1 protein-coding gene is annotated in these 269 nt (G+C 37.9%); it reads right to left on the minus strand.

All coding sequences use genetic code 11. From position 1 onward, the window contains the following. Nucleotides 1-269, minus strand: a 269-nt coding sequence (locus RYX56_RS22620; protein ID WP_317124159.1) for an anion permease, incomplete at both ends; no start/stop codon positions are given.

A 269-nucleotide genomic window follows, 5' to 3' on the forward strand; every position in this document is an offset into this window, starting at 1 on the left:
GTAAAGGCTCGGTAAACCAAAGTGCCACTATCATCAACAGAATCGCAAGACACTTTTTTTCCTTTATATTTAGTTTTCCCACTTCCTCCAGCTTATGTTCAAGTTCTTCTTTTACATGCGGAAAGCTTTTTTCATCTTCCGTTAGCGGGAACCATTTCAACAACGTAAACCAAACCACCGGGATCATCATCAGCCAAATGGGAAATGTATAGGTAAACCACTGAATATAGGTGATTTTAATTCCTACGGATTCCTTTAATAATTCAACT

Origin of the sequence: Alkalihalophilus lindianensis (assembly GCF_032843265.1) — a bacterium.
Classification (GTDB): Bacteria; Bacillota; Bacilli; order Bacillales; family Bacillaceae_D; genus Alkalihalophilus; species Alkalihalophilus lindianensis.